This is a genomic window from Rahnella bonaserana, from assembly GCF_019049675.1.
In the GTDB taxonomy this organism is placed as follows: Bacteria; Pseudomonadota; Gammaproteobacteria; order Enterobacterales; family Enterobacteriaceae; genus Rahnella; species Rahnella bonaserana.
The window spans coordinates 1-395 of the sequence record NZ_JAFMOW010000024.1; the positions used below are offsets into that span (position 1 = coordinate 1).

The 395-nt window shown below is 49.6% G+C and carries 1 pseudogene; it reads left to right on the top strand.

Annotated elements, in window-relative coordinates:
• Positions 1-114: 114 nt before the first annotated feature.
• Positions 115-395, top strand: a pseudogene (locus tag J1778_RS00100) (DUF3304 domain-containing protein); the annotation flags it as partial.

The window sequence follows — 395 nt, forward strand, 5'->3', positions numbered from 1 at the left end:
AGGGTGGAGTGACAATGCCTGGTCACCTTATGAAAAACATCCGGGCAAGGATAATAAATTACCAGCGGCAGATATTTGATTCCGTCAGTCAAAATGAATAACGAGAGAAATAAAATGGATTTTTTTAGAAGACTGGAAAAAATAGACGGAGCCGTTAATCGCGGCTATGCGCGCTGGGGTAAATGGCTGGGCGCGGGATTATTATTGTTCATACTGGCATGGGGAGGTTGGTTAATCTGGGCATCCATCTGGGGGCCACCGACCGGGCCGGTGACATTAATTATTCACAGCGAAATTGACCGGCCTATTTTGGGGTTTAGTGTGAATGGCGTAGCGGGATCCAATGCGTCTGCACACGGCGGTGGGGGCGCAACCTGTTGTGGCAGTATCAGCGG